The organism is Pseudomonas sp. Q12-87 (assembly GCF_001269755.1).
GTDB lineage: Bacteria > Pseudomonadota > Gammaproteobacteria > Pseudomonadales > Pseudomonadaceae > Aquipseudomonas > Aquipseudomonas fluorescens_S.
In genome coordinates, this window is the sequence record NZ_LHVI01000016.1 from 242,637 (window position 1) to 268,577 (window position 25,941).

Below are 25,941 nucleotides of genomic sequence, written 5' to 3' on the forward strand. Positions count from 1 at the left end.
GTAAGGAGATGGGCATGTTTGCACTGAGCCGTGTGCTCGGCGATCTATCGGTGGGTGCCAAGCTGTTGCTGGGTTTCGGCCTGGTACTGCTGGTGACTCTCGGAGTGGCGGCCACCGCGTTCCATTCTCTGGGTGTATTGCAGCAGCGCGGGGAGCAATCGCGTCATGAGTCGTCGATCCAGGCACTTATCCTGCGTGCCCGCATCGCCGAGAAGGAATTCGCCCTGGATCTCTCTCCACAGCGCCTGGACCAGGTGCGCGAGATTATCGGCAAACTGAGCCAGCAACTCGATGACGCACCAGCCAGTAGCGCATCCCGCGCCACCATGCGCACGGCTGTCAGCGCGTATCTGGAGCAATTTCTCGGCTATGCCGATTCCTTGCGTCGAGCCCGCGAAGCCCGCCTGCATATGCAGGCGCTTGCGCAGACCGCAGGTGGCCGTTTCACCTTACTGTTTCTTGATCAACTGGATGCACTTAATGTCCAGCTAGGGCAAGGGACTCCGCCGAGCAGTGATCAGATGGTGCTGCTGGAGCAGACCGCTGCGCTGCGGGACAAGCTCGCCAAGCTGCGTGACAGCGAGCTGTATTACTCGCTCGACGGCGAGGAGCATTACCGCAGCGACTGGGAAATGAGCATGAGCGACCTGCTGGCCGCCATGCAGGCGCTAGATCTGGGTGAGCAACAAGGCGAGTCGCTGCAGGAGGCGAGCACGGCCTTGAGCGACTACCGCAAGGCTTTCGTCGAGTTCGTTGGCAGCCGTGGGCAAAGTGCGCAAAACAGCGCGGCGATGAATGCGCAAACCGAACAGGTGAGCCTGTTGCTGGCCCAGGCCGAAGAACAGCAGAAGCTGGCGGTACTGGACGATAATCGTAGCGCCTATCGTCAATTGGGTCTGATCACCGTCCTGGCGTTGGCCTTGGGCATGGGGGCCAGCCTGCTGATCCGCCAGTTGATTCTCCAGCCGCTGCGCCAGGCCGTGCAATTGGCTGAGCGTGTGGCGGCAGGGGATCTGAGTCAGCCGCCATCGGAGAGCGATCGTCGCGATGAATTGGGCCAGCTGTTGAGCACAGTGGGTAGCATGCTGGGCAATCTGCGCGGATTGGTCGGGCGCATCGACCGTGGTGTCGGCTCGCTTAACGGCATGGCCCGCAGCCTGGCCGAGGTGACCCAGAGCAATAGCCGTGGTGTCGAGCAGCAGCGCCAGGAAACCGAATTGGCAGCCACTGCCATGCAACAGATGGCTGCCACGGCGCAGGAAGTCGCCCGCAACGCGGGTGAGGCCAGCGAAGCGGTGGCCCACGCCGACGAACAGGCCCGTGAGGGCGATGAGCTGGTACGTCTGGCGGGTGGCAAGATCGATCATTTGGCAGTGGAGATGAGTGGTTGCGCACAAGCCATGCAATCCCTGTTGGTGGAGAGCGCAGCGATTGGCGGGGTGCTCGATGTCATCAAGGCGGTGGCCGCGCAGACCAACCTGCTGGCGCTCAACGCTGCCATCGAGGCTGCGCGTGCTGGTGAGCATGGTCGCGGTTTCGCCGTGGTCGCTGATGAAGTGCGTGGGCTGGCTCGGCGCACTCAGCGTTCAACCACGGAAATCGAAGGGCTGATCGCTCGTCTGCGAGGTGTTGCCGAGCACGCCGCCGAGCGCTTGCAAGGCAGCCACGTGCTGAGCGATGAGACGGTGGTGCTTGCCGCCCAGGCCTCCCAGGCGCTGGCGCGAATCACTCGGGCGGTGTCGCGCATCGAGCAGATGAACCAGCAGATTGCCGCCGCTGCCGAGCAGCAGAGCGTTGTGGCCGAGCAAGTCAGTCAGAGCATGACGCGGGTGCGCGAAGTGGCCGAGGGCAGCGCAAGGGAAAGCCTGCAGCTGCAAGTCTCAACGGCCGATTTGCAACAGATTGGCGGCGAGTTGAATGCGGCCGTCGGGCACTTTCGCACTTGATTCGTCTCTGGGCAGCGGGAGCAACTATTGCTCCAGCTCGTTGATGATCTGACTGATTTTCGCCCGCAGCCAACGATGCATCGGGTCCCCATCCATGGTGCGGTGCCAGAGCATGAACTCACGCATGACCGGGATTTTCACCGGTGGCTGCAGGATGCGCAGCGGCAGGTAGTTGGCATAGAGCTCGGCCATGCGCTGGAGCATGGTGGCGACACGTTGGGTGCCGACGATCAACTGCGGCAAGGTGTTGAAGTCGTGGGTGACGACTTCCATGCGACGCGTGAAGCCGTACTGGCTCATCAGCCATTCTTCGACGCTCAGTTGCCGGTTACGGCCAAAAATCACCGATACGTGGCCCATCTCGATGTACTGATCGAGCGTGATGCTATCGCCCACTTGGGTGTTGCCGTCCCATACAACACAAACGTGCTCTTCTTCGAACAATAGCTGCGATGGGTGGCCATCGATGAGGTAGCGCTCAGGCACGATCATCATGTCGGCTTCGCCGCGCATCAGCAGCTCGGTGGACGTGTCGCCGGGGCCAAGCAGTTCGAAAGTAATGTGCGGGGCTTCCAGGTAGATCTTCTGAATTACCCGGGCAAACAGGACACTGATCAGGTAGTCCGAAGTAATCAGGCGGAAATGGCGCTTGCTGGTGGCGGGGTCGAACACTGGTTTGGCGGTGATCGAGGACTGGATCGTCAGCAATATCTCCCGTACGGGCGCCGCCAGTTCACGGGCATAAGGCGTGGGTTGCATCTTGCGCCCGACCTGCGCCAGCAATTCATCTTCGAAATAGGCACGTAGCCTGCCCAGTACCCCGCTGGTGGCGGATTGGGTCATGTGCAGGCGTTCAGCGGCGCGGGTGATGTTCTGTTCTTCCAGTAACACATCAAGCGCCACCAGGAGGTTGAGGTCCAAATGGTTGAAACGCATGGCGGCCTCGATTCTTGTATTTATTTTGTAAATACATTCCGGCGTTCCCATCGCCGCGTCAAGCCCCTTGAAAGGGCGGATCGACGATGATTATTCGATCGTCCCCGCTCTTGGCTCGGTGCGCACAGGTATCGCGTTTGCCGATAGGTCGCATCCCGACAAGCGATTAGTCAGTGGGCTTTCCCGACGTCAGTATCGGCTCGCAGTCGGTTGGCCGTGACGCTTTATCGACTCCAAAACAACAAGATCGGCAGCGCATCGTCCGGCACTGCTCCGCAACGGGGTGTCGACCTTGCGCCGAATAAATTAATGGAGTGGTAACAATGAACATCATCGGCCTTGATGCCTTGGTTTTTGGCGTCGACGACATTCAAGCCTGTACCCATTGCCTGCGTGACTACGGCCTGCAACCTGTCGATGTCGACAGCGAGGGCGGCCGTTTTGAAGCCCTCGACGGCACTGCGGTGATTATCCGTCGTGCTGACGATGCCAGCCTGCCGGCGGCCATCGGGCCTGCGCCATCGATTCGTGAAACCATTTATGGCGTGGTCAGCGCGGCTGACCTTGAGGCCATCGCCGACGAGCTGGGGCGTGATCGCCCGGTAACCCGCGGTGCCAACGGCTCGGTGCACAGCGTTGACGACATGGGGTTTGCCGTTGGTTTCCAGATCAGCGTCCGCCGTCCATACAGTGCGCCCGCCGACCTGACCAACGCGCCGGGCCATGCCGCCCAGCGCCCGGTCAACCAACCTGGCGTCAATCCTGATATGCAGGCGCTGCCGCGTACCCTTTCCCATGTGGTGTATTTCGTGCCGGATGCGGTCAAGGCCGAAGCCTTCTACAAGCGCCTGGGCTTCGTGACCACCGACACCTTTGTCGGCGCCGGTCCGTTCATGCGCCCGGCGGGTTCCGATGATCACCATTGCCTGTTCATGATCCAGACGCCACCGCATATGAAAGGCTGCGAGCACTTCACTTTCCACATGGGCAGCGGCACGGAAGTGCTACTGGCCGGGCGACGCTTCGAGCAGAACGGCTGGACCAGCTTCTGGGGGCCGGGCCGTCACCTCTTTGGCTCCAACTGGTTCTGGTACTTCAACAGCCCGTTGGGTTGCCACATCGAATACGACGCCGACATGGACAAGCACGATGATGCCTGGCAAGCACGCCAGGCGCCGTTGTCGGCGGATAACTCGCAGCTGTTCCTGTTCACGTCCAGGGAAAAATGGTTTCCGAGCGGTCCGCCGCCCAAGCAGGCGTGAGTGCCGATCCGTCCATGAGCCATGCCGCCATTGCTCTGTGCCGCCTGGATGAACTGCTCGAAGGGCAGGCCCGTGGATTCGATCCGCTGGGTGCGGGAAAGGACAGCGTCTTCGCCCTGCGTCACCACGGTGAGGTGCGGGTTTATCGCAACAGCTGCCCGCATCTGGACGTGTCCCTGGAGTATCGCAAGGACCGTTTTCTCAGCGCCGACGGTAGCCAGATCGTCTGTTACGCCCACGGTGCCCGGTTCCTTCCGGACAGTGGCCTGTGCGTCTACGGACCGTGCCTGGGGGAGCGCTTGGGCGCTCTGCAATGGAAGGTCGAGGCCGATTGGCTGGTGCTCGAAGCGGGTCAGTTGGAGGCATTTGGACCGTCATTAACGTATCGCGGTTTCTGATACATCGTATCCCTACATGCGATTAGTCAAACGCCTGCTTTGCCGAGAAAGTGGGCACAACGCGGTAGCGAATGCGTGCAGAAGTACCCAGTGGCGAGGCCTCGAATCGCTCCTGCGGAGCCAGCGTGAATAACAAGAATAAGAGTGAGACAAGCATGAACCCAGTGAAGAAGGTGCTTATTGTCGGCGGTGGTATCGGTGGTCTGTGTGCCGCAATCGCATTGCGCCGCCAGGGCATCGACGTCGAGCTTGTCGAACTCAAGGCGCAGTGGACCGTCTATGGCGTCGGCATCATCCAGCAGAGTAACGTCGTGCGTGAGATGGCCAAGCTGGGTGTGCTGGACGGCTACCTGGATGCCGCCTGCGCATTCGAGGATGTGACCATCTCCAACACCGCCGGGGAGCAACTGGCGCGCTTTCCAGGCCAGCGCCTGGCTGGCTCCGAGTATCCCGCCAACGTCGGCATCTCGCGTCTGGCCCTGCATCAAGTCCTCAGCGAAACCACGATTGCCCTGGGCGCCTCGATTCGCCTGGGCCTGAGCGTACAAACGCTGGAGCAGGCGGGCGAGGGCGTCGACGTGCTGTTCACCGATGGCAGTCGCGGCCGTTACGACCTGGTCGTGGGGGCTGATGGCCTGTACTCCCATCTGCGCGATTTGTTGTTCGGCGAGCAATACCAGCCGCGATTCACCGGTCAATCGGTGTGGCGCTACAACTTTCCACGTGCCCCTGGCATCGATCACCTGGCCACCTTCCAGGGACCCGCCGGCAATGCCGGGCTGGTGCCGCTGGGGCACGACCAGATGTACCTGTTCGTGACCTCCCATGAGCCCGGTAACCCGAGGATGGATGCCTGCACCCTGGCGTCTGAGATGCGCCAGCGCCTGAGCGGTTTCACCGGCCTGATTGGCGAACTGCGCGAGCAGATCAAAAACAACGACCTGGTCGTCTACAAGCCGCTGGAAGTGGTGTTCGTCAACGAGCCCTGGTACCGCGGTCGTGTCGTGCTGATCGGCGATGCGGTGCACGCCACCACCCCGCACCTGGGGCAGGGCGCTGGCATGGCCATTGAAGACGCCGTCGTGCTGGGCGAGGAGCTGGTCGCCGGAGGCAGCGTCGAACAGCAGCTCGAACGCTTTATGGCGCGCCGTTATGAGCGCTGCAAATTCATCAGCGAAAGCTCGGTACTGGCCGGTGACAAGGAAATGGACCACGACCGTAGCTTCGACCGGATCGGCCTGGTCAGGCGGATGCTCGAGGTCACGGCAGAGCCCATTTGAGGCGCCGGCAGGACTGATTTCGCTTTCCCAAGGATGTTCATGCCCGTGCAGGCCTGGCCTGGCTCTACGGCGGGCGCTGTTTACCAGAAGAGCTGACATACAACAACAATAAAGAGGGTTACTTCGATGGCTACTCGCAAGCTCGCTGCCTCGCGGCGCGTCCCCTTCACCCTGACCCTTGCGGCCAGCCTGGGGCTTGGCGCTTCGGCTGCCCAGGCGTTTCAGATCGATACCGGCAGTCCGGATCTCAGCTTGCGTTGGGACAATACGCTCAAGTACAGCTCGGCCTGGCGCCTGAAGGACTCCAGCAGCAAGCTCAGCCAGGGGCAGACGGCGCAGAACCAGAATGACGGCGATAACAACTTTGGAAAAGGGCTGATCTCCAATCGCCTGGACATTCTTTCCGAACTGGACATCGGCTATCACGACTTTGGCGCTCGCCTGAGCGGTGCGGCCTGGTATGACACCGTGTACCAGGACCGCAACGACAATAACGACGCAGCCAGTGCCAACCAGCGTTCGGTCGGCTTCGACGAGTTCACCAGCGACACGCGTCACCTGCATGGCGGCGATGGCGAACTGCTGGATGCGTTTGTCTACTGGAACGGTGAACTGGCCGACCGTGCGATGTCAGTTCGTGCGGGGCGTCACGGTCTGATCTGGGGTGAGAGCCTGTTCTTTGGCGGCAACGGCATTGCCGGGGCCATGGCGCCGGTGGACGTGGTCAAGGCGCAATCGGTGCCCAACACCCAGTTCAAGGAAATCACCCGGCCGGTCAACCAGCTTTCGACCACTTACCAACTGACCGATGATATGTCATTGGGGGCCTTCTACCAGTTGGAGTGGGAAGCTACCCGTTTACCCGGCGCCGGCAGCTACTTTTCCACCAGCGATACCATTGGCGAAGGCAATGAACGGCTGATCACTGGCGGGCCATTTCCGGATTTCCTAGGCGGTAATGCCAACAGCCCGGCGGCGTTTTTCCACGGCAAGGACAAGAAAGCCAGGAGCTCCGGCCAGGGCGGCCTGCAGCTCAAGTACAACACCGGGACGACGGATTACGGCCTGTACGCGCTCCAATATCACGAGAAAACGCCCTCGTTGTATTTGAAGCCGAATGCCACCGGACCGAACTTCAGTACCGGGCAAATCGGCGAATATTCCTGGGTTTACCCGGAAGACATCCGTGTCCTGGGTGCCAGTTTCGCGACTTCCGTGGACGAGTACAGCTTTGCCGGTGAGGCGTCCATGCGCTGGAACATGCCGCTGGTGTCCAACGCCCAGACCGTCCTGCCGGGCGTCGACGCGGACAACAATGATGACGCTTTGTACGCCGTTGGCCGGACGGCCCACGTCAACCTCAATGTCCTGGCATCGCTGGGCCCTTCCTTCGTCGCCAATGAAGCCAGCCTGGTAGGGGAAGTCGCCTGGAATCGCCTGCTGGCAGTGACCAAAAATCGCGCCGCTCTCGACCCTAACGCCACCGATGACGGCCTGGGCTTGAAGCTGGTGTACACGCCCACCTATCGCCAGTTCTTCCCTGGCGTGGATCTCAGCGTTCCGGTGGGCATCAGCTATTTCCCCATGGGCAAGTCGGCGGTGATCAGCGGGTTCGGCCCCGATAGAGGAGGGGACATGAACATCGGCGTCTCCGCCACGTACCTGGACCAAGTGACCGTGGGACTGACCTACACCCACTTCTATGGTCCCGAGGACACCAGCCTCAACGCCGCCAACCAGTTCAACTTCAAGCAGTCGCTGAAAGACCGGGATTACCTGGCTTTCTCCGTCAAGTCCACGTTCTAAGAGGATTCGCGCATGACCATTCAGTTCACTCTAAAGGCCTTGTGCTTAACCCTGCTGGCCGCCGCCGCGCCGATGGCCCTGGCCGCCAGCGCCGAACAAGCGGCCGCGCTGGGCAAGACCTTGACGCCCTTCGGCGCGGAGAAGGCGGGCAATGCCGACGGCAGCATTCCGGCTTGGGACGGTGGCTACACCAAGGCCGATCCAGGCTACGTCCCGGGCGGCAAGCGTGGCGATCCGTTTGCCGCGGACAAGCCGTTGTATAGCATCACCGCCCAGAACCTGGCCAAGTACGCCGACAAGCTCAGCGACGGCACCAAGGAGCTGTTCAAGCGTTTCCCGGAGACCTACCGCATCGATGTCTATCCGACCCGGCGCACGGCGGCCGCACCGCAGTGGGTCTATGACAATACGCTCAAGAATGCGACCCGCGCCAAACTGGTCAACAGCAGCGCCGGCCTGATCCCCGACGGGGCCTATGGCGGGATCCCGTTTCCGATTCCACAGAACGGTACCGAAGCCATTTGGAACCACTTGCTGAACTGGCGCGGCACCTCGGTGGCGGCGCATTTTCGCCACTATCTGATGACGGCCGACGGCAACCAGGTGATGACCAGCGACGGCCTGTTGACCCAGGAGATGCCCTACTACTTCGAGGAGGGCGGCCCTGAAAACTACTCGGGCGACTACTGGCAGGTGCACTTTGTCAATTCCGGCCCGGCGATTCGTGCCGGCGAGCAGATCCTGGGCCGTGAGAACATCAACGGTGACAAATCCCAGGCCCACGTCTATTTGAGCGGCCAGCGCCGGGTGCGCACGCTGCCCAACGCTTGCTGCGATACCCCTACGCCGTCCACTGCCGGGGTCATGTCCTTCGACGAACTGTTCGTGTGGCAGGGACGTACGGACCGGTTCGACTGGAAACTGGTGGGCAAGCAGGAAATGTACGTCCCCTACAACACCAACAAGGTGCAGAACGCTGCCCAGCCGCAGGACCTGTTCGCCAAGCACCATCTGAATCCTGACTACGTGCGTTGGGAGTTGCACCGCGTCTGGGTAGTCGAGTCGACGCTGGCCGCCGGCAAGCGTCACCAGTTGCCCAAAGGTCGCTACTACCTCGACGAAGACACCTGGCAAGCCCTGCTCGGCGACCGTTGGGATGCCAGCGGCCAACTGGCCAAGACCCTCTGGTCGCTGCCTTCCGTACTGCCCGACCTGCCAGGCCTGGTGCAACTGTCGGCCGGTTTTTATGACCTGACTTCGGGGGCGTGGTTTATCCAGAACCTCTACGCCGGATTGCCGGAACAGTATCACGCGGTTGATCGCTACAAAGCCTCGGAGTTCTCGCCAGCGGCGATGGCTGGACGCGGCGTGCGTTAAATCCGGGTTGAGCGTGAAGGGCAGGCCTGTCGGTCTGCCTTAGGGTGCGAGTGTTTTTCCGAGGTGGGTTATGAACAGAATCAGTCAGGCGGGCGCTTTGCTCTTGGCCTTGTATTTGCCCTTCGCCACGAGCGAGTGCCTGGCAGGGGCAAACACCGTGGGCGCGCCGCTGAACACCCCGGCCATGGTGGTGCCGGCTGCGCAGAAGAGCGTATTACTCGATCTGGCGCGGGCCGGCACACGTGTGGTGGCCGTAGGCGAGCGTGGCCTGGTGCTGCTTTCCGATGACAACGGGCAAAGCTGGCGTCAGGCATCGGTGCCGGTATCGGTCAGCCTGACGGCGGTGCAGTTCGTTGACGCGCAAAAGGGATGGGCTGTCGGTCACTCCGGTGTGGTATTGGCCACTCGCGATGGTGGCGAGCACTGGACGCTGCAACTCGACGGTGTACGCGCGGCACAGCTTGAACTGGATGCAGCCAGGGCCGACCAGGCCACGGCGGCCAACCCGGATGACGCATTGGCACGTGTACAAACGGCCGAACGGGTCGTCGCCGAGGGCGCGGACAAGCCCTTTCTGGCACTGGACTTCATTGATGCACAACACGGGCTGATCGTGGGGGCCTACGGGCTGGCGCTGTGGACCGCCGATGGCGGTGCGACCTGGCAATCGCGGATGGGTCACATCGCCAACCCGAACGGGATGCACCTGTACGCCATCAGTCACCAGGGGACACGTTGGTTCCTCGCTGGCGAGCAGGGTTACCTGGCGCGCTCGGATGACGACGCGGTTTCGTTCAGTCAGTTGCAAAGCCCTTACGAAGGCAGTTTCTTCACCCTGCAAACCCGCGCCGATGGCGCCCTGTTGGCGGGCGGCCTGAGGGGCAACGCTTTTATCTCCAAGGATGGTGGCGACAGCTTCCAACGCCTGTCAGTCCCCATGCCGATTTCATTCAACGATGCCACCCGCCTGGCCGACGGCGAGGTGCTGCTGGTCAACCAAAGCGGTGCGCTGTTTCGCAACGGCGAACAGACCGGGGAGGCGCTGCTGCCACTCGGTGAGCCCTTGGGCAAGCCTGTTTCAAGTCTGATCGAGGCAGCCGATGGCAGCCTGATCGTCGCCGGTTTCACTGGGCTGCAGCGTATTGCGCAGCCATCCACTGCCGCTTCGGAGTGAGATCATGACGTCCCCTAGCCATTTCACCCCGTCTCCTGCGAATGCCTTCGATGACTTTGATCCGCGTTCCGGCTCGGTACTCGAGCGGGCCCTGTTCAACCATCGCCTGTGGGTGTTGCTGCTATGCCTGGCGACCACGTTGGTGCTCGGCTGGCAGTCCAGTCGCGTCGAGCTGAACGCCAGCTTCGAAAAAATGATCCCTACCCAGCATCCCTACATCGCCAACTACCTGGAGCACCAGCAGCAGTTGAGCGGGCTGGGTAACGCGGTGCGCATCGCCGTGGTCAACAAGCGGGGCGATATCTACGACAGCGCCTACCTCAAGACCTTGCAAGCGTTGAGTGACAAGATCTATCTGCTGCCCGGCGTCGACCGGGCTTACATGAAATCCCTATGGACGCCGGCCACGCGCTGGGTGGCGGTGACCGAAGCGGGCCTGGACGGCGGGCCGGTCATTCCCGACAACTACGATGGCGGTGCCGACAGCCTCGTGGCCTTGCGGCGCAATGTGCAACTGTCCAACGAAATCGGTCAGTTGGTGGCGTTCGACCAAGCCTCGAGCATCATCCATGTTCCGTTGTTGCAGCGGACCCCTGACGGGCAGTTGTTGGATTACACCAAGCTGTCGCAACAATTGGAGTCGCTGCGCAGCCAATACCAGAGCGACAGCGTCGACATTCGCATCACCGGTTTCGCCAAGAAAATCGGTGACCTGATCGCCGGCCTGCGGCAGATCCTGATGTTCTTTGCCGTGGCCATCCTGATCACCGCCGTGGTGCTCTACTGGTACACCCGCTGCATACGCAGCACGTTGCTGGTGGTGTTCTGCTCGCTGGTGGCGGTGGTCTGGCAGCTTGGCCTGCTGCCGCTGTTGGGCTATCAACTGGACCCTTATTCGGTGCTGGTGCCGTTCCTGGTGTTTGCAATTGGCATGAGCCATGGCGCCCAGAAGATGAACGGCATCATGCAGGACATCGGTCGTGGCATGCACCGTGTGGTCGCCGCGCGCTTCACCTTCCGCCGCCTGTTTCTCGCCGGCCTCACCGCATTGCTCTGCGACGCCGTGGGCTTTGCGGTGCTGATGATCATCAAGATCCAGGTGATCCAGGACCTGGCGATGATCGCCAGTATCGGCGTGGCCGTGCTGATTTTCACCAATCTGATCCTGCTGCCAGTGCTGCTTTCCTATGTGGGGGTCAGCCGCCACGCTGCGCGGCTGAGTCTGAAAAGCGAACACGCCGAACAAGCCGGCCAGAATCGCCACGGGTTCTGGCGTTTCCTCGATCTGTTCACCCAGCGTCGCTGGGCGGCGTTGTGCATCGCCCTGAGCCTGGCACTGGCGACGGCCGGCTTCGTGGTCAGCCTGCAATTGAAAGTCGGCGATCTGGACGCCGGCGCCCCCGAGCTGCGGGCCGACTCACGCTACAACCAGGATGACGCGTTTCTGACCCAACATTACGGCGCCAGCAGCGACCTGTTCGCGGTCATGATCAAGACGCCGGCCAGCGCCTGTTCGCGCTACGACATCCTGAGCAAGGTCGATGCCCTCGACTGGCAACTGCGCACCTTGCCAGGGGTGGATTCGACCAATTCGCTGGCGCTGCTCAACCGGCGGATGCTGGTCGGCCTGAGCGAAGGCAGCCCGAAGTGGTACGAACTGCAAAACAACCAGGCGATGCTCAACATGGTCACCGCCGGGGCGCCGCGTGGGCTGTACAACGAAGACTGCAGCCTGCTGACGCTCTATGCCTACCTCTCCGACCACAAGGCGCAAACCCTGACTCGCCTGGTGGATCACGTCGAGCAATTCGCTGCAAAAAACAATACCGACGAGGTGCAATTCCTCCTCGCCGCTGGCAATGCCGGGATCGAGGCGGCGACCAATATCGTGGTCAAGCAGGCCAATCGCGAAATGCTGTTCTGGGTCTACGGCGCCGTAATCCTGCTGTGCCTGATCACGTTCCGTTCCTGGCGCGCCACGATTTGCGCGGTGATTCCGCTGATGCTCACCTCGATTCTCTGTGAAGCGCTGATGGTCTGGCTGAACATCGGCGTCAAGGTCGCGACCCTGCCGGTGATCGCCCTGGGCGTGGGCATCGGCGTCGATTACGCGCTGTACGTGATGAGCATCCTGCTCGGCCATATGCGCCAGGGCACGAGCCTGTCGCAGGCGTATTACCGGGCACTGCTGTCCACCGGCAAGGTGGTGATGCTGACCGGTGTGACCCTGGCCATCGGCGTCGCCACCTGGATGTTTTCGCCGATCAAGTTCCAGGCCGACATGGGCGTGCTGCTGGCCTTCATGTTCGTCTGGAACATGGTCGGTGCGCTGGTCTTGCTGCCGGCCCTGGCTCACTTCCTCTTGCCGAGCAAGCGCGTCAGTAGGGGGCAGACCGAGTCTGGCCCCCTTGATGAGGCCCACCGCCCAGTGGCTGTGCCGCAGGCGAACGCCACGGTCGAGGCGGCCAAAGTGCCGCGCCTGCAAAGCAAGAAGACTTCCGGTCACGATCAAACAGCGGCTAATCCAGTCGCGCCATAACAAGAAAGGACTTAGCCATGCCTCGTCTGTATCTGTTCCAGCAGCCTCTCTGGCTTGACCTCATCGCCGGCCTGGGCGCCTTCGGTATGGCGTTCTGCGCGGCCCACCCGTCGGAGGTGCACCATGAGCGTTGAGCGTCAGGCGGGCTTGCCGCAGTCGTTTTTATTGTTGCTCGGCAGTTGCTTGCCGGTGCTGGGTGCAGTGCTGCTCGCACCCGTGCTGCCGCGTATGCAGGAGCACTTCGCCCAGACACCGGGCGTGGCGGTGCTGGTGCCGATTGCCCTGACGCTACCGGCGCTGATGATTGCCTTGCTGGCGCCCTTCGCCGGGATCATCGCCGACCGGCTCGGGCGCAAGCCGTTGCTGATCGGGGCCATGTTTCTCTACACCCTCTGCGGCGTGTTGCCGCTCTGGCTGGAGTCGCTGCCGGTCATCGTGATCAGCCGCGCCGGCATCGGTTTGGCCGAGGCGGCGATCATGACCTGCTGCACCACGATGATGGGTGACTACTACAGCGGCGCGCGGCGTGAACGCATGTTCGCGTTGCAGATGGTTGCCACCTCATTGTCGGCGGCGATTTTCATCGCCATCGGTGGCGTGCTCGGCGAGCACGGCTGGCGCACACCGTTTGCCTTGTATGGGCTAGGGCTGGTGTTCCTGCCGCTGATGGCCTGGCTGCTGTGGGAGCCGCGCGCGCAGGTTGTAACAGCAACAACCGCGGTGGGCAGGGCCTTTCCCTGGCGCGCCCTGGCACCCTTGTACCTGCTGTCATGCCTGGCTGGCTTGAGCCTGTTCATCGTGCCGGTACAAGTCGGTTACCTGCTTAACCTGTTGCACATCGACGGATCCCAGCAGATCGGCATGACCATGGGCGCCAGTCAGCTCGGTGTGCTTGCGGGGGCGCTGGGTTTTCGCCTGATCAGTGGCGTGCCGCCTTACCGGAAAATGTTCCTGGCCTTTGTCACGGCGGGGATTGGCGGCGCACTCCTGGCAATCGCCCAGAGTCATGGCGTGGTAGTGGTCGCCGTGCTGATCAACGGCTTGGGCATCGGGTTGATGATGCCGACCCTGATCACTTGGATCATGGCCCATGTCGACTTTCCTCAGCGCGGCCGCGCCGCCGGTGGTTTCACGGCGATGTTCTTCGCCGGCGAGTTCATCAGTCCGCTGGTCGTGCTGGCTATCACCGGCGCAGCGGGCGGCGCTTTGCCGATCGCGCTGGGGATTGTGGCAGCTGCCCAGCTCTTGATGGCCCTGGCCTGCCTTCGACTGCGCGGCAACGGAGTGGTTTTTCCGACAATTGTGGGCCAGGCGCAAAACGGCGTTTCACCAAAATAAGAACAACGAGGAGACCGTGATGAATTATTTGCTTAACACCTGGTACATCGCCGGGTGGGCAGACGAGCTTGCGCAAGAGGCGTTGCTGGGAAGAACCATTGTCGAGCGACCTGTTGTGTTCTTTCGCGACAGTCAGGGCGTGATCCAGGCGATCGATGACCGCTGCCCACACCGGTTTGCCCCGCTGCACATGGGCAAGGTTGTTGGTGACAGTATCCAGTGCCCCTACCACGGGCTGCGTTTCGATGGCGCCGGCAAATGTACCCATAACCCCCATGGCGAGGGGACCATTCCCAAGGCCGCGTGTGTTCGCGGGTATCCGGTCGTCGAGCGCCATGGGGCGATCTGGGTCTGGCTTGGCGATCCGGCGCTGGCCAGCGATGCGCTGATCCCCGACTTTTCCTTTTTTGAACAGGCGCCAACCCATGCCAAGGGCAAAGGGTACTTGCCAACCCGTGCGCACTACGAGCTGCTGTCCGACAACATCATGGACCTGAGCCATGTCGATTTCCTGCACCCCGATACGCTGGGCGGCGGGGCGTTGTCGCGGGTGCGCGCCAGTGTCGAGGAGTTGCCCAACGATCGCGTGCGCATCAGTTGGTGGGCGCCTGACGACGTGCCGCCGCCGGCGTTCGGCGCGCACCTTGAAGACTCGACTCGGGCTGACGTCTGGGCCGAAGTTATCTGGCATGCACCGGGCCTGATGCTGCTGGGCAGTGGCGCCACTTCCCCAGGACGCCCCAGGGAGCAGGGGCCGGTGACGTGGAACCTGCACCTGATGACCCCGCAGGACGCGACGAATACCCATTACTTCTTCGCCAATACGCGCAGTTTCGAGCAGCACAACGAACAGTTGAATGGCTTTGTTCAGAAGATGCTGATCGGCATTTTTTCCGATGAAGATAAACCCATGGTCGAGGCCCAGCAGCGCCAGATAGGTGAGGTTGAATTGCTTGACCTTAACCCTGTGCTGCTTCCCGTCGATGCCGGTGCCGTGCGCTGCCGCCGGGTATTGCGTCGATTGATCGAGTCCGAGCGGACGAGTGCTGAACCCAAGTAGTCGGCAATCCACTGTCCGAAAAGAGGAATTGCGATGAGTTTTCTACGTAACGTCTGGTATGCGGCCGCATGGGGAAGTGAAGTCAAGGTCGGGGCGCTTTTCCAACGGACCCTGCTGAGTGAGCCGGTTGTATTTTTCCGTGATTCCCATGGCGCTGCTCAAGCCATCGCTGATCGGTGCCCACACCGTTTCGCGCCCCTGGGCATGGGCGTGCTCAAGGGCGATGCCGTGCGCTGCCCGTACCACGGCTTGGAGTTCGATGGCAGCGGCAGCTGTGTCCACAACCCTCACGGCGATGGCGTCATTCCCCGGGCAGCCAAGGTCAAGGCCTATCCCCTGGTTGAACGCTACAGCCTGCTGTGGATCTGGATGGGCGATGTGAGTCTGGCCGATGCCACGCTGATCCCGGACTTCAGTTGCATGGACGGTGATCAGTGGTATGTCGGCAAGCGTTATCTGCACGCCAAGGCCAACTATGTGCTGGAGACCGACAACATCATGGACCTGAGCCATATCGAGTTCCTGCACCCCAGCACGTTGGGGGGTGATGGCGTCAAAGGTGCGCTGACCAGCGTGCTGGAGGAGGGCAACACCGTCTGGTCCAACCGACAGACGGTTGCCGAAATCTTGCCTGAGTTTCTCTACAACGCCTGGAACATCCCGCTGGACACCCCAGTGGACCGGTGGATCGATGTGCGTTGGGACGCCCCCGCGAACATGATGCTGTTTTCCGGCGCGGTGGCGACAGGCCGTCCAAGAGAAGAGGGCGTGTCGACGCCGATTCCACACCTGTTCACCCCCGAGACCGAAACCACGACGCACTACTGGTTCGCCATGTGTTTTCCCAAGGCGATGGGCGATTTTGCCGAGGGCTTGGCGGAACAGCAGGCAACCGCAATCAACCAGCCTTTTCACGATGAAGACCTGCCGATGCTCGAGGCTCAGCAGCGGATGATGGGCGATAAGTCTTTCTGGGACTTGAAGCCGGTCTTGTTGATCGGCGATGCCGGAGCCATTCGAGCCCGTCGTGTACTCGACCGGCTGATCGCTGCTGAACAACAAGCGAGTGCCCAGTGATGATCGACGTCGTCGTGACCCGCAAGCATCGCGAAGCCGAGGGTATCTACAGCTTCGAACTGGCCGCCGTCGATGATTCTCCACTGCCGGCCTTCAGTGCCGGCTCGCATATCGACGTGCACCTGCCCAACGGCCTGGTGCGCCAGTACTCGCTGTGCAATCACCCCGAAGAGCGCCACCGCTACCGGCTGGGCGTGCTGCTCGACCCCGCGTCTCGTGGCGGTTCGCAGGCCATGCACGAGCAGGTGCAGGAAGGTAGCCGGCTGCGTATCAGCGAGCCGCGCAACCTGTTCCCGCTGGAGCATGGGGCGCAGTACAGCGTGTTGTTCGCCGGCGGTATCGGCATCACGCCGATCCTTTGCATGGCCGAGCGCCTGGCCCAGATCGGCGCTGCCTTCGAGCTCCATTACTGCGGCCGCTCAACTGAACGGATGGCCTTTGTCGAATACATTCGGCGTTCGACATTTGCCCATCACGTGCAGGTTCACGTGGACGATGGCGAGCAGGCCCAGCGTCTCGACGCTGCACGGGTGCTATCGGCACCTGCCACCGACCATCACCTGTATGTCTGTGGCCCTAACGGCTTCATGGAACATGTGCTCGGTACGGCGCGCGAGCAGGGCTGGGCCGAGGCGCAATTGCACCGTGAATATTTTGCCGCCGCTGCTGTTCCTGCCCATGAGGCGGGTGGTTTCGAGGTGCAGCTAGCCAGCACCGGGCAGTGCCTGCCAGTGCCCGCCGATCGCAGCGTGGCCCAAGTGCTGCTGGAGGCCGGCATCGATATTCCCTTGTCCTGCGAGCAGGGCATCTGCGGCACGTGCCTGACGCGCGTACTGGAGGGGGAGCCGGAGCATCGCGACATGTTCCTGACCGATGCCGAGAGAGCCCGCAATGACCAATTCACCCCTTGCTGCTCACGAGCCAAAAGCGCGCGACTGGTGCTCGATCTTTGATGACTGCCCACGATCGAGCTCTGTCCGCTGCCGCGCCACTTTTCGCCAAGCCCCGTTGGCAAACTGATTGAGGAGTCTTACATGCAACAGCTTCCCGGATTCAAACGCGTGGTCACCGGGCACGATGCCCAAGGCCAGGCGGTGGTCGCCCTCAGCGGGCCGACGCCCAGTAGTTTTCCGCTCAAATCGGTGCCCGGCACGGTCTTCCATGAGATCTGGAACAGTGCCGCCAGCCCGGCCGTGCTGGATAACGGCGATGATCCCACGAGCAAGCCGCTGCAATTGAGCCCCGCACCGCTGGGCAGTGTGATCCGCGTGGTGGATATTCCGCCTGACAGTGTGCAGAACCAGGTCAGTGCCGACGCTGCCGCGGCGGCCTTCGCCGAAATCGGTCAGGCCCATGCAGGTACGGGGCAGGCTGACTCCAAACACAAGCTGATGCACCGCACCGAAACCCTCGATTACGGCGTGGTCACGGAAGGTGAGGTCTGGCTGGTATTGGATGGCGAGGAGGTGCATCTCAAGCGCGGTGACATCGTCGTGCAACGAGGCACCAATCACGCCTGGAGCAATCGCACCGAACAGATGGCACGCATGTTGTTCGTCCTGCTCGATGGTCGCTTTGCCCCCGAACTGCAAGGAGCACCGGTATGAAGCTGAGCACCCTGAAGAATCACAGCCGCGACGGCCGCTTACTGCTGGTATCGCGCGACCTGGCCTGGGCGGTGGACGCCAGCGACATCGCTGCAACACTGCAGCAGGCCGTCGATCATTGGCCAAGCGTCGAGAGCGCTTTGCGCGCCCGCTATGACGCCTTGAACGAGGGGGCATTGGCAAGTGCCTTTGCCTTCGATCCGCAGCAGGCTGCGGCGCCGTTACCGCGTGCCTGGCAGTGGCTGGATGCCTCGTCGTTCCTCAGCCACGGGGAGCGGATGCAGAAGGCTTTTGCGCTTGATCCCATCGAAGGTGTCGAACACACACCGTTGATGTATCAAGGCTGTGGCGACGATTTCCTGGGGCCCCACGATGACATCGTGCTGCCCAGCGAAGCCCATGGCATCGACTTCGAAGGTGAGTACGCGGTACTGGTCGATGACGTACCCATGGGGTGTTCGGCAGAAGAGGCCGCAGGCCATATCCGGCTCATCCTGCAAGTCAACGATGTGAGCCTGCGAGCGCTGGCGCCCCGTGAAATGAAGACCGGTTTTGGTTTTATCCAGGCCAAATCCTCATCGAGCTTTGCCCCGGTGGCGATTACGCCCGACGAGTTGGGCGAGGCCTGGCGCGACGGGCGTGTGCATCTGCCGCTGCGAGTCGAGTGGAACGGCCAGTGGTTTGGTCACGCCAACGGCGGCGCCATGCATTTCGGTTTTCCTCAGTTGATTGCCCATGCCGCACTCACCCGGCGCCTCAGGGCAGGCTGTCTGATCGGTTCCGGTACCGTTTCCAATGCCGACCTCAGCGTGGGCGCTGCCTGTATCGCCGAACGGCGTGCCGTGGAAATGATCGAGCACGGCGCACCACAAACGCCGTTCATGCACTTCGGTGATCGTGTACGCATGGAAGTCTTCGATCAGCAAGGGCAGTCGGTATTCGGAGCGATAGACCAAAGGGTCGTGAGGGGAGACCTGCCATGCGCGTAATGATTACCGGGGCCAATGGATTTGTCGGACGGGCCCTGGTGAAGCGATTGCTCGAATCCAATCAATTGCACGGCCGGTCGATCAGCGCGTTGATCTTGCTGGACAAAGAGTTGGTGGGCTTTGCTGAGGACAAGCGTCTGCGCCGGCATTGCGGCAGTGTGACCGACGCTGCGTTGTTGCGTCGTGCGCTGGCCGATGGCATCGACGTGGTGTTCCACTTGGTCAGTATTCCCGGTGGCGCAGCCGAGCAGCACTATGCCCTGGGCTATCGGGTCAATCTGCTGGCGAGCTTGGAGTTGCTTGACCAGTTGCGCGAGCAGCCTGGCGCGCCAGTGCTGGTGTACGCCAGCAGCGTGGCGGTGTACGGCGGCGACCTGCCGGAACGTATCGATGAGCGCACTGCACCGCGCCCGCAATTGAGTTACGGCGCGCACAAGCTAATGGTAGAGACGGCGCTCAATGACCTGGCCCGACGGGGCGAGGTGGACGGCCGTGCGGTGCGCCTGCCAGGCATTGTCGCCCGTCCACGGGAACCCAACGGGCTGCGTTCGGCGTTCATGAGCGATCTGCTGCACGCCTTCGCCGAAGGCGAGCCGTATTGCTGTCCGGTTTCGCCCCAGGCACAGGCTTGGTGGATGTCCGTGAAGTGTTGCGTAGATAACCTGCTGCGGGCCGCCGAGCTGCGGGCAGACGAACTCGGTGAATCACGCGTCTGGCAGTTGCCGTTGCTGCACCTGTCCATCGCCCAGGTCATCGATGCCCTGGGCACTGCCTACGGCCAGGAACGCCGCGCGCTGATCAGTTTCGCACCGGATGCTGCACTGCAAGCGTTGTTCGGCCAGTTTCCCGCAATGAAAACTCCCCAGGCCCGGGCCCTTGGCTTTCGTCATGACGGCTCCGCCGGCGCCTTGATCCGCAACAGTTTGAATGCCGCTGCCCCGGCGCGCCGAGCGCGTGGGCGTGCCAAAACCGGAGTGACCGAAAATGCAATCGACTAAACGCCGTCTGGTGGACCTCTCCGTTACCCTGGACAACAACCTCTACACCGACCCGCCGCCGTTGTTGCCGAAGATCGACTACATGGACCATCAACAAGGTTGGCCGGAGATGGCCGCGATGTTTCCCGGGCTGTCCAAGGCGCAACTGCCTGGCGATGAGTCCTGGGCCGCTGAACGCCTGCAAATCACCACTCACAGCGGCACGCACATGGATGCGCCCTGGCATTACGCTTCGACCACTGACGGCGGCAAGCCGGCTTTTGGCATCGACGAACTGCCGCTGGACTGGTGCCTGCAACCTGGCGTGAAACTGGACTTTCGTCACCTGCCGGACGGTCATGTGGTCAGCGCCGCCGAGGTGCAAGCCGAGCTGGCGCGCATCGGCCATGACTTGCAGCCGTTGGACATTGTCCTGGTCAACACCCGCGCCGGAGCCTTGTTCGGGCAGCCGGGCTATCTGGATGCCGGAGTGGGCATGGGGCGCGAGGCCACTTTGTACTTGCTGGAGCGCGGTGTGCGTGTGGTCGGCACCGACGCCTGGAGTTGGGATGCACCATTCAAGTACACGCGCGAACGCTTCGCGGCCACGGGCGACGCCTCGATCATTTGGGAAGGGCACAAGGCCGGGCGCGACATCGGCTACGGCCAGATGGAGAAACTGGCCAATCTGGAGTGCTTGCCGGCCCATGGCTTCCAGGTGTCCTGCTTCCCCTACAAGATCAGGCACGCCTCGGCCGGCTTCGTCCGCGCTGTAGCGATTTTCCAGGAATGAGCGGGCCCGCGGACGGTGCAAAGAAACGTGGCAGCCTTTCCCAGGGGCTTGAGACCGTGCTGTCGGCGCACATTCTTGAGGGGCGGCTGCGGGGCGGTGAACAGTTGCCCACCGAGACGGCCCTCATGCTTGAGCATGGGGTCAGCAGAACGGTGGTGCGCGAGGCCATGTCGCGTCTGCAAGCCGCTGGAATGGTTGAGACACGCCATGGCATCGGGACGTTTGTACGCGGTAGCGCGCTGTCGCTGGAAACCTTTATCGACCCGGCCACGATTGGCATCATCGTCGATTCGTTGGCGATCATGGAGTTTCGCATCGGTCTGGAGGTAGAAGCCGCCGCACTCGCTGCCCAGCGACGCACCCCCGTTCAGCTGGATGAATTGCGAGTTCTACTCGATCAGCTCGGGCAGCGTGACGTCAGCGTGAGTGAGCGGGCAGCGTTGGATTTCCAGTTCCATTTGAGCGTCGCCCAGGCGACAGGCAATCCGTACCTCGCCAATACACTTCGCAACCTTGGCGTCGTCATCATTCCGCGCAGCCGCCTGGATTCTGCGCGTCTTTTTCATGACGAACCTTTGCACTACGAACAGCGCGTGCAAAGCGAGCATGAGCAGATTTACCAAGCCATCCTGAATCAGGACCCGGAGTGGGCGCGCGCTGCCATGCGCTTGCACCTGAGTGATAGTCGCGAGCACCTGCATCAGGTTCATGAAGAGCTGGAAGGAGGGTAGGCATGGCGAGCACGAGCTGCACCGCAACAAGAACCTGCGAGGGGCTCATATGCTCGATCCCATAGCGCAGCCTGCGGCCACTGCTTTGACAATTGTCGATCCCCGTTGGGCGTTGTTCGTCCAGGTGGCGGCGGCGGGCAGTCTCAGTAAGGCGGCAGTACTGCTGGATATGCCTCAGTCCATGGTGAGCAGAGGCATCGCCCAGCTCGAAACCCAATGCGGCGAGCGTCTGTTCCATCGCACCGGGCGAGGGGTGGTCCTGACTGAGTTCGGGGAGCAACTGCTGCCTTGCGTATCGGGTCTTCTCGCGGACGCCGAGGGCCTTGCCGACGATATTCGCAACCGGCGTGGAAAACCGGTGGGCGAAGTCGTCGTCGGCATGCTGCCTTCTGCGGTACGTCGGTATGCCGGTACACTTTTTGCGGCCGTGCAAGCCCAGATGCCGGGGGTGCGATTGCATCTGATTGAAGGTGCGAGTGCTCAGCTCGAAGAGCAGTTGCACGATGGTCGTCTCGACATGGCCTTGGTGTTGCGCGAGAACGAAGCCAGCATTGGCGAGGCGTATCTGCTGGCCAGGCTGCCGCTGCATTTGGTAGGGCCTGTCACCGATCCAGTCTTCGATCATCCAGATATCCCATTGAAGCAGTTATCCGGATTGCCGCTGGTGGTGCCAGGGCGCCCCCATCTGCTCAGAGCCAGGCTCGATCACCTGGCGAACGAGCATGGCGTGGAGCTGTGCGTCGCCGTGGAAGCCGACTCTGTCCAGCTCCAGTACGAAGTCGTGGCGGCGGGTGGGGGCTATGCGATTGCCTCGGTGCTGCCGGGCTCGCTGGATAACCGACTGATGTCGTCGCGTATCGTCGCGCCCGTTCTTGAGCGCTTTGTCGTGCTCGCCGAGTCTCCCCGCCGTCCGGTCACTCGTGCCTCCCGTGAGGTTCGGCGGTTGATCTGCAACCTGGCCATGCCATCGATTTGAGCGATAGCTGCTTTCGATGCCGAGCAGTATTCGGCGTGATGTGCGCCTCGTAGGGTGTCAGTCAATCAATGGCTGATACCCGATGGCGAGGTTAGCGATATGCATGATTCTCCAGTGTCTCCAGTAACTGCCCCCACGCTCTTTCTCAGCGACGCCGATGTTGCCTCGCTCTCTGACTGGAGCTCCGCCGTTGCTGCGCTCGCGCAGGCGTATGGCTGCCCCGTATCCGATGCCATGGTGCCGCCTCGGTCCATGGCCCGGGGCGAGGGGATCTGGCTGCGCAGTTTGACGGCTGTCCCTCCGGCGGGTGGCCACATGGGCTGCAAATTGATCGCGGCCTCCATGCGCGCCCGTTGTGCCAGCTATCTGATCGCCTTGTTCAATCAGCAAACCATGGCCCTCAGTGCGTTGATCGACGGCAACCGGGTCACCGGATTGCGTACGGCTGCAACCGCCGCCCTGGCGGTGGATCTGCTGGCGCCTAAGCGGGCGCTGCGGGTTGGCGTGATCGGTGCGGGGTTCGAAGCGCGTGGCGCGCTTGACTGCCTCAAGGCTGTGCGGGACGTGGTCCAGGTGCGGGTGTTCAGTCCGACGCCCGCGAGCCGCGAGCGCTTTGCCGAAAGTTTCAGGCCTGCCCTGGATATCCAGGCGGTCAGCAGTGCGCAAGAGGCGGTGCAGGATTGCGATGTAGTGATTTGTGCCGCGCGCAGTCGTGACGAATCTCCTGTGTTGCTGGGGGAGTGGCTGCCTGCGGGCGCTACGGTGGTGTCGTTGGGCTCCACCTTGCCCGAGCAACGGGAGGTCGACCCGACCACGATGGATCGAGCGGTTTGCATCGTCGCCGATATGCCGCAAGAAGTGCTCCACGATACCGGTGACGCCGTTGCTGCGATCAGCGCTGGTGTGTATGTCGCCGACAAATTGGTCGCACTGGCGGACCTGGTCGCGGGCCGTGTCTCGCCGCGTCAAAACGCAAGCGACATCGTCCTCTACAAATCGGTGGGCTCGGCGCTGCAGGACGTCGTCATTGCCCAAGCGCTGTACGAGCGCGCCAAGCGACAAGGCCTCGGTATCGAGCTGCCCGCCAGCATCGTTCCTGTCTCGAAATAAACCCTCCACTGTTCGAAGGAAATCATCATGGCTACCTACCAGAAAGCTGATGCCCGTGTCTGGGCCCGCGACAACCTGATTGGCTGCTCGGCCGTCACCATCCCCAGCTTCAGCGCCGACTTGAAGCGTCTCAATGAGCGCGGCATTCGCCACGACATCGAACTGACGGTCGGATTGGGCTACAGCGCCACATTGCTGTGCAGCGAGTTGGCGATCACTCCCCAGGAAAATGCCCAGTTCACCGCCTGGGCCCGGGAGTCGGGGAAAGACTTGATCCTGTTCTTCCATGCGGCTTTTGGCACCCTCGCCGAGAACATCGAGGCGGTGAAGCTCGCCGAGAAAGCGGGGGCAGACATCGTGCTGCTCTCGTACCCACCGCAGTTCTGGCCGACCAACGAGCAGGAAATCTACGACTACACCAAGTCATTCTGCGATGCGACGGACCTGGCGGTCATGCTGTTCCCGATTCCGCTCTGGGGCTTTGAACGCGTGCATCCGGCGGGCATGTCGCTGGAGCTGGTGCGTCGTTTGTTGAAAGACTGTCCGAACATCGCGGCCATCAAGTCCGAGCAGGGATTCCCCCTGCCGGCCGGCATCTGCGAGATGTATTACCACTTCCGTGACCAGGTCGTGATCAGTTGCCCGATCGAAGGCGATGCCATTCCGTTGATGAGCCTGATGAAGCTGCAATTTTCCGGCACCAGCAACACCGCGTGGATGAGCGACTACTACCCCAAGGCATTCGAACTGGCGCGCACGGGCCGGTTCGAGGAGGCAATGGAACTGTACTGGAAGGTCAACCCGGCACGCAGTGCCAACGGCGCCGCCGCCCAGAGCTATGCGGGCGGCACCGGGGTACTCAATCGCACAATGTGGAAGTACCAGGACTGGCTCGCCGGCTTTAACGGCGGCCCACTGCGTGCCCCGGCGATGCGCGTGCCGGATCGCTTCATGAAGTCTTTGCGTCAAGGGCTGGTTGCGGCGGGTCTGCCGGTGACTTCCGATCCTGATAGCGCCTTCATGATCGGGCGTCACCCTTGCTGATAGGAGGATTTCAACGTGAAGCATTTATTGAAAGATCCCACCCTGTGGCGTACCGGTGCCTATATCGGTGGCGAGTGGCTGGACGAGACGCCCCATGGTCGGTACACGCTGCGTAATCCAGTCGATCAAACGGTACTTATCGAGCTGCCACGCTGCCGCGAAACCGAAGTGCGCCGCGCCATCGATTCCGCGCAGGAGGCCTTTGGTCCATGGCGCCGCTTGACGGCCAAGCGCCGTGGCGAGGTGCTGCGCCGCTGGTATGAGTTGATGGTTGAACATCGCGAGGATATCGCCACGCTGATCACCTTGGAGGAGGGCAAGCCACTGGACGAGGCCCGTGGTGAAGTCGATTACGCCGCTTCCTTCGTGCGATGGTTTTCGGAGGAGGCCACGCGAGTACGCGGTGACCTGATCCCTGGCGTGAAAGACACCCAGCGTATCGTCACCTTGCGGGAGCCTATCGGGGTCTGCGCTGCGATTACTCCATGGAACTTCCCTGCGGCGATGATCACCCGCAAGGCGGCTCCAGCGCTTGCGGCGGGCTGCACGATGGTGGTGAAACCGGCAAGCCAGACACCCATGACCGCGCTGGCGCTCGCTGAGTTGGCGCAACGCGCTGGGGTGCCCGCCGGTGTCTTCAGTGTGATCACGGGCAATGACACCCGAGACATCGCCGGAGAGCTCACGGCCAACCCGTTGGTGCGCAAGCTCACTTTCACCGGGTCTACGGAAGTGGGCCGGCTGCTGTTGGCGCAAGCGGCGCAAACCGTCAAGAAGTGCTCGATGGAATTGGGCGGCAACGCCCCGTTCATTGTCTTCGACGATGCTGATCTTGACGCTGCCGCTGACGGGGTGATGTTGGCCAAGTTTCGCAACAGCGGCCAATCCTGCATCGGCGCGAACCGTGTATTGGTGCAGGCTGGGGTGTATGACGCGCTGGCCGAGCGCATTGTCGAACGCGTGGCCCGTCTGAAAGTGGGCAACGGTTTGGAGCCCGGTGTGCAGGTGGGGCCCATGATCGATGAAGCGGCGGTGCAGAAATCGCAAGCGCTTGTCGACGGTGCCCTGGCGCAAGGTGCCCGATTGCTGGCGGGTGGCAGCCGTCACGCCATCGGCGCAGGTTTCTTCCAACCCACGGTGCTCGCCGATGTGACGCATGGGATGCGGATCGCCCGGGAGGAGATCTTCGGCCCGGTCATGCCGCTGCTGCGTTTCGAGACGGATGACGAAGCGATCGCAATGGCCAACGACAGCGAGTATGGCTTGGCCGCCTACTTGTACAGCCGTGATGCGGCGCGTATCTGGCGCAACGCTGCACGCATCGAGTCGGGCATGGTCGGGATCAACTGCGGTTTGATATCCAATGAAGTCGCCCCCTTTGGCGGGGTGAAGCAGAGCGGTCTTGGGCGAGAAGGATCCCATCTTGGCATCGACGAATTCCTGGAGGTGAAATACCTCTGTTGGGATGGCCTCGAAAGCGTCTGACATGAAGTAGCCTGGGGGCCATGGATGTCGGTGTGC

22 protein-coding genes and 1 pseudogene are annotated in these 25,941 nt (G+C 62.0%); 22 read left to right on the top strand and 1 reads right to left on the bottom strand.

What is annotated here, in order from left to right; all coding sequences use genetic code 11:
- Positions 1–926 precede the first annotated feature (926 nt).
- Positions 927–1,088: pseudogene (locus AD663_RS29580) on the top strand (HAMP domain-containing protein); the annotation flags it as partial.
- A gap of 57 nt (positions 1,089–1,145) precedes the next feature.
- On the top strand, positions 1,146–1,946 hold the full coding sequence (locus AD663_RS29585) for a methyl-accepting chemotaxis protein (RefSeq protein ID WP_371261176.1): 801 nt from the start codon (positions 1,146–1,148) through the stop codon (positions 1,944–1,946).
- 24 nt (positions 1,947–1,970) lie between these two features.
- Here AD663_RS29585 and AD663_RS11390 read toward each other — a convergent pair whose 3' ends face one another.
- The gene (locus tag AD663_RS11390) at positions 1,971–2,882 is read right to left on the bottom strand and encodes a LysR family transcriptional regulator (protein ID WP_003180901.1); all 912 of its coding nucleotides are present in this window, start codon (positions 2,880–2,882) and stop codon (positions 1,971–1,973) included.
- Between the two features lie 323 nt (positions 2,883–3,205).
- Here AD663_RS11390 and AD663_RS11395 point away from each other — a divergent pair, with 323 nt between their 5' ends.
- The 20 genes from AD663_RS11395 (at position 3,206) to AD663_RS11490 (ending at position 25,905) form a co-directional block, all read left to right on the top strand.
- Complete coding sequence (locus tag AD663_RS11395; RefSeq protein ID WP_053213719.1) at positions 3,206–4,144, top strand: VOC family protein; 939 nt, start codon at positions 3,206–3,208, stop codon at positions 4,142–4,144.
- 14 nt (positions 4,145–4,158) lie between these two features.
- Positions 4,159–4,542, top strand: a complete 384-nt coding sequence (locus AD663_RS11400; RefSeq protein ID WP_053213737.1) for a Rieske 2Fe-2S domain-containing protein — start codon at positions 4,159–4,161, stop codon at positions 4,540–4,542.
- 155 nt (positions 4,543–4,697) lie between these two features.
- Positions 4,698–5,822 carry an FAD-dependent oxidoreductase gene (locus AD663_RS11405; protein WP_003180907.1) on the top strand — a complete coding sequence of 375 codons (1,125 nt, stop codon included), beginning with the start codon at positions 4,698–4,700 and terminating at the stop codon, positions 5,820–5,822.
- A 126-nt stretch (positions 5,823–5,948) separates the two neighbouring features.
- Entirely contained in the window at positions 5,949–7,628 is a 1,680-nt protein-coding gene (locus AD663_RS11410; RefSeq protein ID WP_003180909.1) for a DUF1302 domain-containing protein, read from the top strand.
- A 12-nt stretch (positions 7,629–7,640) separates the two neighbouring features.
- Entirely contained in the window at positions 7,641–9,005 is a 1,365-nt protein-coding gene (locus tag AD663_RS11415; protein ID WP_053213720.1) for a DUF1329 domain-containing protein, read from the top strand.
- A 70-nt stretch (positions 9,006–9,075) separates the two neighbouring features.
- The gene (locus AD663_RS11420) at positions 9,076–10,179 is read left to right on the top strand and encodes a YCF48-related protein (RefSeq protein WP_053213721.1); all 1,104 of its coding nucleotides are present in this window, start codon (positions 9,076–9,078) and stop codon (positions 10,177–10,179) included.
- 4 nt (positions 10,180–10,183) lie between these two features.
- The gene (locus tag AD663_RS11425) at positions 10,184–12,718 is read left to right on the top strand and encodes an RND family transporter (protein WP_053213722.1); all 2,535 of its coding nucleotides are present in this window, start codon (positions 10,184–10,186) and stop codon (positions 12,716–12,718) included.
- 123 nt (positions 12,719–12,841) lie between these two features.
- Complete coding sequence (locus AD663_RS11430; RefSeq protein WP_003180919.1) at positions 12,842–14,056, top strand: MFS transporter; 1,215 nt, start codon at positions 12,842–12,844, stop codon at positions 14,054–14,056.
- A gap of 19 nt (positions 14,057–14,075) precedes the next feature.
- Positions 14,076–15,116, top strand: a complete 1,041-nt coding sequence (locus AD663_RS11435) for an aromatic ring-hydroxylating dioxygenase subunit alpha (RefSeq protein WP_003180922.1) — start codon at positions 14,076–14,078, stop codon at positions 15,114–15,116.
- Positions 15,117–15,149: 33 nt separating this feature from the next.
- On the top strand, positions 15,150–16,193 hold the full coding sequence (locus tag AD663_RS11440) for an aromatic ring-hydroxylating dioxygenase subunit alpha (protein ID WP_053213723.1): 1,044 nt from the start codon (positions 15,150–15,152) through the stop codon (positions 16,191–16,193).
- Positions 16,193–17,146: a PDR/VanB family oxidoreductase gene (locus tag AD663_RS11445; protein WP_053213724.1), complete on the top strand. Its 954-nt coding sequence runs from the start codon at positions 16,193–16,195 to the stop codon at positions 17,144–17,146. Before AD663_RS11440 ends, AD663_RS11445 begins: the two co-directional genes overlap by 1 nt.
- An 81-nt stretch (positions 17,147–17,227) precedes the next feature.
- Positions 17,228–17,800 carry a cupin domain-containing protein gene (locus AD663_RS11450; protein WP_003180928.1) on the top strand — a complete coding sequence of 191 codons (573 nt, stop codon included), beginning with the start codon at positions 17,228–17,230 and terminating at the stop codon, positions 17,798–17,800.
- Positions 17,797–18,789: a fumarylacetoacetate hydrolase family protein gene (locus tag AD663_RS11455; protein WP_003180931.1), complete on the top strand. Its 993-nt coding sequence runs from the start codon at positions 17,797–17,799 to the stop codon at positions 18,787–18,789. The genes AD663_RS11450 and AD663_RS11455 overlap by 4 nt, the downstream gene beginning before the upstream one ends.
- Entirely contained in the window at positions 18,780–19,787 is a 1,008-nt protein-coding gene (locus AD663_RS11460) for an NAD-dependent epimerase/dehydratase family protein (RefSeq protein ID WP_003180934.1), read from the top strand. Before AD663_RS11455 ends, AD663_RS11460 begins: the two co-directional genes overlap by 10 nt.
- The gene (locus AD663_RS11465) at positions 19,774–20,559 is read left to right on the top strand and encodes a cyclase family protein (RefSeq protein WP_053213725.1); all 786 of its coding nucleotides are present in this window, start codon (positions 19,774–19,776) and stop codon (positions 20,557–20,559) included. The genes AD663_RS11460 and AD663_RS11465 overlap by 14 nt, the downstream gene beginning before the upstream one ends.
- Entirely contained in the window at positions 20,556–21,290 is a 735-nt protein-coding gene (locus tag AD663_RS11470; protein WP_003180938.1) for a FadR/GntR family transcriptional regulator, read from the top strand. Before AD663_RS11465 ends, AD663_RS11470 begins: the two co-directional genes overlap by 4 nt.
- Before the next feature lie 49 nt (positions 21,291–21,339).
- Positions 21,340–22,266, top strand: coding sequence for a LysR family transcriptional regulator (locus AD663_RS11475; RefSeq protein WP_050551569.1), 927 nt, complete (start codon positions 21,340–21,342; stop codon positions 22,264–22,266).
- A gap of 315 nt (positions 22,267–22,581) precedes the next feature.
- On the top strand, positions 22,582–23,376 hold the full coding sequence (locus AD663_RS11480) for an ornithine cyclodeaminase family protein (RefSeq protein ID WP_256217187.1): 795 nt from the start codon (positions 22,582–22,584) through the stop codon (positions 23,374–23,376).
- A gap of 27 nt (positions 23,377–23,403) precedes the next feature.
- Positions 23,404–24,420, top strand: coding sequence for a dihydrodipicolinate synthase family protein (locus AD663_RS11485; RefSeq protein ID WP_003180944.1), 1,017 nt, complete (start codon positions 23,404–23,406; stop codon positions 24,418–24,420).
- Between the two features lie 15 nt (positions 24,421–24,435).
- Positions 24,436–25,905, top strand: coding sequence for an NAD-dependent succinate-semialdehyde dehydrogenase (locus AD663_RS11490; protein WP_053213727.1), 1,470 nt, complete (start codon positions 24,436–24,438; stop codon positions 25,903–25,905).
- Positions 25,906–25,941: the final 36 nt, after the last annotated feature.

What these genes read in the sequence shown, in the direction of transcription:
- AD663_RS29585 (WP_371261176.1), top strand. Translation starts at nt 1,146, where the DNA reads ATGGCCCGCAGCCTGGCCGAGGTGACCCAGAGCAATAGCCGTGGTGTC.
- AD663_RS11390 (WP_003180901.1), bottom strand. Translation starts at nt 2,882, where the DNA reads ATGCGTTTCAACCATTTGGACCTCAACCTCCTGGTGGCGCTTGATGTG.
- AD663_RS11395 (WP_053213719.1), top strand. Translation starts at nt 3,206, where the DNA reads ATGAACATCATCGGCCTTGATGCCTTGGTTTTTGGCGTCGACGACATT.
- AD663_RS11400 (WP_053213737.1), top strand. Translation starts at nt 4,159, where the DNA reads ATGAGCCATGCCGCCATTGCTCTGTGCCGCCTGGATGAACTGCTCGAA.
- AD663_RS11405 (WP_003180907.1), top strand. Translation starts at nt 4,698, where the DNA reads ATGAACCCAGTGAAGAAGGTGCTTATTGTCGGCGGTGGTATCGGTGGT.
- AD663_RS11410 (WP_003180909.1), top strand. Translation starts at nt 5,949, where the DNA reads ATGGCTACTCGCAAGCTCGCTGCCTCGCGGCGCGTCCCCTTCACCCTG.
- AD663_RS11415 (WP_053213720.1), top strand. Translation starts at nt 7,641, where the DNA reads ATGACCATTCAGTTCACTCTAAAGGCCTTGTGCTTAACCCTGCTGGCC.
- AD663_RS11420 (WP_053213721.1), top strand. Translation starts at nt 9,076, where the DNA reads ATGAACAGAATCAGTCAGGCGGGCGCTTTGCTCTTGGCCTTGTATTTG.
- AD663_RS11425 (WP_053213722.1), top strand. Translation starts at nt 10,184, where the DNA reads ATGACGTCCCCTAGCCATTTCACCCCGTCTCCTGCGAATGCCTTCGAT.
- AD663_RS11430 (WP_003180919.1), top strand. Translation starts at nt 12,842, where the DNA reads ATGAGCGTTGAGCGTCAGGCGGGCTTGCCGCAGTCGTTTTTATTGTTG.
- AD663_RS11435 (WP_003180922.1), top strand. Translation starts at nt 14,076, where the DNA reads ATGAATTATTTGCTTAACACCTGGTACATCGCCGGGTGGGCAGACGAG.
- AD663_RS11440 (WP_053213723.1), top strand. Translation starts at nt 15,150, where the DNA reads ATGAGTTTTCTACGTAACGTCTGGTATGCGGCCGCATGGGGAAGTGAA.
- AD663_RS11445 (WP_053213724.1), top strand. Translation starts at nt 16,193, where the DNA reads ATGATCGACGTCGTCGTGACCCGCAAGCATCGCGAAGCCGAGGGTATC.
- AD663_RS11450 (WP_003180928.1), top strand. Translation starts at nt 17,228, where the DNA reads ATGCAACAGCTTCCCGGATTCAAACGCGTGGTCACCGGGCACGATGCC.
- AD663_RS11455 (WP_003180931.1), top strand. Translation starts at nt 17,797, where the DNA reads ATGAAGCTGAGCACCCTGAAGAATCACAGCCGCGACGGCCGCTTACTG.
- AD663_RS11460 (WP_003180934.1), top strand. Translation starts at nt 18,780, where the DNA reads ATGCGCGTAATGATTACCGGGGCCAATGGATTTGTCGGACGGGCCCTG.
- AD663_RS11465 (WP_053213725.1), top strand. Translation starts at nt 19,774, where the DNA reads ATGCAATCGACTAAACGCCGTCTGGTGGACCTCTCCGTTACCCTGGAC.
- AD663_RS11470 (WP_003180938.1), top strand. Translation starts at nt 20,556, where the DNA reads ATGAGCGGGCCCGCGGACGGTGCAAAGAAACGTGGCAGCCTTTCCCAG.
- AD663_RS11475 (WP_050551569.1), top strand. Translation starts at nt 21,340, where the DNA reads ATGCTCGATCCCATAGCGCAGCCTGCGGCCACTGCTTTGACAATTGTC.
- AD663_RS11480 (WP_256217187.1), top strand. Translation starts at nt 22,582, where the DNA reads ATGGGCTGCAAATTGATCGCGGCCTCCATGCGCGCCCGTTGTGCCAGC.
- AD663_RS11485 (WP_003180944.1), top strand. Translation starts at nt 23,404, where the DNA reads ATGGCTACCTACCAGAAAGCTGATGCCCGTGTCTGGGCCCGCGACAAC.